General features: G+C 68.4%; 4 protein-coding genes. All 4 read left to right on the top strand.

Going from position 1 to position 4157, the window contains the following annotated elements; all coding sequences use genetic code 11:
* On the top strand, positions 1–755 hold a 755-nt coding region (locus tag VGV13_07615; GenBank protein HEV8640948.1), incomplete at its 5' end, for a GNAT family protein.
* 8 nt (positions 756–763) lie between these two features.
* Positions 764–2404, top strand: a complete 1641-nt coding sequence (locus VGV13_07610) for an ATP-binding protein (GenBank protein ID HEV8640947.1) — start codon at positions 764–766, stop codon at positions 2402–2404.
* Complete coding sequence (locus VGV13_07605) at positions 2401–3360, top strand: HD domain-containing phosphohydrolase (GenBank protein ID HEV8640946.1); 960 nt, start codon at positions 2401–2403, stop codon at positions 3358–3360. Before VGV13_07610 ends, VGV13_07605 begins: the two co-directional genes overlap by 4 nt.
* Before the next feature lie 38 nt (positions 3361–3398).
* Complete coding sequence (locus tag VGV13_07600; protein HEV8640945.1) at positions 3399–3773, top strand: FxLYD domain-containing protein; 375 nt, start codon at positions 3399–3401, stop codon at positions 3771–3773.
* Positions 3774–4157 lie beyond the last annotated feature (384 nt).

Genomic DNA, 4157 nt, shown 5'->3' with positions numbered 1-4157 from the left:
CGGCTCGAGATCGAGTTCGAGACCCGTTGAGGAGCAAGGACACGGAGATGGAGGCTGCGGTGAGAGCGGAACGAGGGCGGGCCGCGCTCGAAGTCGAAGCGCCGCGGCACCCGTCCGGCCCCGCGGCGGTGCCGGAGCCGGCAACCGTCATCGCCCGCGGCGAACGCGTCTATATCCGGACACTCGTACCCGGCGATCTCCGCCACCTGGCCGCCTGGGCGGACGATCCGTTCCTGGAGCGGATGGTCGGCAGCGATTTCCTGCGCACCTACCGGCGCCTGTACGACGGGGACGCCGCCTTCTTCGAAGCGGCCCTCGCCGATCCGACCCAGGTCGCGTTCATCGTCATGACGAATGACGGCCGGCCGGCGCCGGTGGGGCTGGTGCGCCTCTTCAACATCCACCTCAGCGAGGGCTACGCGTTCCTGGAGACCGTCATCGCCGACCGCACGTGCATCCGGAAGGGCTGCGGCGTGGAGGCCGGCAAGCTCATGTGCGCCTACGGTCTGGACGTGCTGGGCCTGCAGCGTATCGAAGCGAAGGTCTACGAGTACAACTTCCTCAGCATCAACTCGCTCAAGCGGAACGGGTTCCGGCAGGAGGGTGTGCTCCGGAAGGCCGGCTTCCAGGGCGGTGCGCACTGCGACGTGATCGTCTTCGGCATCCTCCGAGAGGAGCTGGAGGCCCAGCGGCGGAAGGAGGCCCACCCCGAGCTCTTCCACTTCCCGTTCGTCGCGGAGCCGCGGGAGCGCTGAGGCCACCCATGGCGACCACCAAGATCCTGTACATCGAGGACAGCGCCGAGAACCGGATGCTGGTTCGCGCGCTGCTGGCCCGCGAGAAGTACACCATCGTGGAAGCGGAGGACGGACTGTCGGGGATCGAGGCGGCCCTCCGCGAGCAGCCGGCCCTCATCCTGCTCGACATCAACCTGCCCGGAATCGACGGCTACGAGGTCGGCGTCGCCCTCCGGTCGTTCCCGATGCTGCGGGGGACGCCGATCATCGCCGTGACCGCGTACGCGATGGAGGGCGACCGCGAGCGGACGCTGGTGGCCGGCTGCGACGGCTACATCGCGAAGCCTCTCGACGCCGACGCCTTCCCGCGTCAGGTCGCCGAGTTCCTGCGCGGCAAGCGCGAGCGGGTCGACGAGCGGAAGGAAGCGCCCTTCCTCCGCGAGCTGAACCAGCGGCTGGTGTACCGCATGGTCCGGCAGATCGAAGAGCTGCGGCGCCTCAACGAGCACTTCGTCAGGCGGGCGGGGCAGCTAGAAGCGCTGCACGGCGCGGTCCAGGGGATCACCTCCGAGCTGGACGTCCGCACCATGCTGGAGAAGCTCCTGCCGGCGCTGGGCCGGGCCATCGGCATCACGCAGATGAGCGTGGAGCTGACCGAGCCGGCCGGGCTGCAGGTGTCGGTGAAGAGCGAGCAGGCCGCGCAGATGCGCAGCGTGCTGACGGAAGACGGCGAGGCCAACCAGGAGTGGGAGGAGGTCGAATGGGTGCTCCCGCTGGTGGTCCAGCAGCGCGACCTCGGCGTGATGGTCGTCCACAGCATCGTTCCGGCCGGCGCCAAGGGCGACGAGGAGCAGCTCCTCAAGATCGTCGCCAGCCAGGTCGCCATCGCCGTCGAGAACGCCCGCCTCTACGAGGGCGTCAAGCGGCAGATGGCGGAGCTGCGGGAGACCCAGTCGCAGCTGGTGCACGCCGCCAAGCTGGCCGCCCTCGGTGAGATGGCGGCCCAGGTCGCCCACGAGATCAACAACCCGCTGACGAGCGTGCTGGGCTTCGCCTCGCTCCTCATCGAGGACCTGCCCTCCGACAATGCGATGCATGAGCCGATCAACCTGATCGTGACGGAGGCCACACGGGCCCGCGACATCGTCCGCGATCTGCTCGACTTCAGCCGGCAACGCCCGTTCGTCCCCCAAGAGGTGGACCTGAACCAGGTCCTCAAGGAAGTGATCGGGCTGGTGCGTCACCAGGGCATTCACGGCGTCACCATCGAGGAGCGTTACGCGGAGGCGCTGCCGGTCGTCGAGGTCGATCCGGGCCGCATGAAGCAGGTGTTCCTGAACCTCGCCCACAACGCGATCCAGGCGATGCCCCGGGGCGGCTTCCTCACGGTGCGGACGAGCGCCGCGCCAGAGGAGGTCATGGTGATCGTCACCGACACCGGCACCGGCATCGCGTCCCACAACCTGGTCCGGATCTTCGAGCCGTTCTTCACCACGAAGCCCGAGGTGAGCGGCACCGGCCTCGGACTCTCGGTGAGCCTCGGGATCGTGCGGCAGCACGGGGGGACCATCGAAGTGGCGAGCGAGATCGACAAGGGCTCGACGTTCACGGTCAGGATCCCGAGGCCCGGCCGCGTGATCGATGCGGAGCCGCTCGGATGCGCATGAGCGCCGTCATCGACCCCGCCGGGATGCGTGACGCCCCCTCGCCGGCGGCGAACGGGCTCGACTCGGCGTCCCGCGCCTCCGCCCGCGCGCTCTTCGCGGATCTGCAGAAGGCGCTCGAGCGGATGCAAGGGCTGGTGGGGACGACGGCCGCGTTTCCCTGGGTCGACCTGGCCGGCCTGTTGGAGCTGGTGCACGCCTCGCTGGAGGATTCGGACGATCTGTTCTGGCTGGCCCATAGCCCGCAGGTGCCCGAGGACGCGCATTACCTGGCCTTTCATCACGCCCGGGTAACCGTCCTGGCCATGCGGATCGGGGCCAGGCTGGGCTACGACGTCCGCCGGCTGTTGGAGTTGGGCCTAGGGGCCACCGTCATCGACATCGGGCTCTGCCCCGTGCGGGAGCGCGTGCTGCGGCGGGCCGATCCGCCCTCCCCGGACGAGCAGGCGCTGCTTCAGGCCCACCCGCTGCGGTCGGCGGAGATCGTCCAGCAGTGGTCCCTGCCGCTGCCGGCGGTGATCGAGATGGTGCTGCAGCACCACGAGCGCGAGCGGGGGCAGGGGTATCCGCAGGGCCTGTCGGTCGAGGCGATTCACCCGGACGCGTTGGTCCTGGGGCTCGTCGACACGTACGCGCAGATGACGGCGCTTCCGGCGGCCCGGCCCCAGTTCCGCCCCCACGAGGCCATGCGCGAGATGCTGAAATGGCGGCACGGGGCGTTCCCGCCTCCGCTCGTCAAGGCGCTGCTATCGGAGATCACGGTGTTCCCCCCCGGCTCGAAGGTGTGCCTGAGCACTGGCGAGGTCGGCACGGTCGTGAAGGTGAATCGGCGCCACCCCCTGCGCCCGAAGGTCGCCGTGACCGCGCGGGCGGGGGGCTTTCAGCGCGCCGTTCCCCGGATCATCGACCTCGCCGAGGCCCCCTTCATTTTCATCAGCGGCTCCGGCGAAGTGTCGTAAGCCCCCGAACGCGGTAAGATCACATCCTGGTGGTGAAGATGTTCGCGCGCGCCCTGGTTGTCGTCCTTCTCATGAGCGGTCCCGCCCTGACCCAGGAGAGCTATGGCGTCTACGGCGCCGACCGATTCTTCAAGCTCGAATGGTCGGCGGGCGAGCGCAACGGCCACCCCGTCGTCTCCGGCTACATCTTCAACGACTACGGGTTTGCGGCCAGAGACGTCCGCCTGCGGGTGGAGGCGCTCGATGCGTCGGGTAAGGTGGTCGCGACGACGATCGGCTCCGTGCCCTTCATCGTCACCCCCGGCACCCGCGCCCCCTTCGAGGTGCCGGTGCCCCAGCGGGCGGCCAGCTACCGCGTGACGGTGCTGTCGTTCGACTGGATCGTCGAGCCACGGCGCGACCGGCGCTTCTAGTTATCGGAGGGCGCGGACGTTACGGCCCCCTCCGACACCTCCCCCGGGATGGGTTGTGCCGGCGGAGCCGGTGCTCGAACGGCAGATCTCTGGCGTTACTTCGACGAGCTTCTAGTGCCGTTCCAACTTGTTGATACTAAATCTGTCCACGAACGACGTACACGATGCCTTCCTAGTGCCGTTCCAACTATTCGCGCCAAGGGAGGCGCCGTGTACTACACGTACGTGTTGTGGAGTGATCGAGATCAACGGCTCTACACCGGAACGACGCACGACCTCCGCACCCGAATCAAGCTGCACGCTGACGGAAAGGTGCGCGCGACCGCTTACCGACGGCCACAGGTACTCGTGTACTACGAGGCCGGCCTGAGTGGCGATGATGCG

The organism is Candidatus Methylomirabilota bacterium (assembly GCA_036001065.1).
Taxonomy (GTDB): domain Bacteria; phylum Methylomirabilota; class Methylomirabilia; order Rokubacteriales; family CSP1-6; genus MNEF01.
The sequence above is the reverse complement of the archived record's forward strand: the minus strand, read 5'-3'. Positions and strand labels throughout refer to the sequence as shown.

Coding starts and splice junctions, on each gene's coding strand:
- VGV13_07610 (HEV8640947.1), top strand. CDS start 764: ATGGCGACCACCAAGATCCTGTACATCGAGGACAGCGCCGAGAACCGG.
- VGV13_07605 (HEV8640946.1), top strand. CDS start 2,401: ATGAGCGCCGTCATCGACCCCGCCGGGATGCGTGACGCCCCCTCGCCG.
- VGV13_07600 (HEV8640945.1), top strand. CDS start 3,399: ATGTTCGCGCGCGCCCTGGTTGTCGTCCTTCTCATGAGCGGTCCCGCC.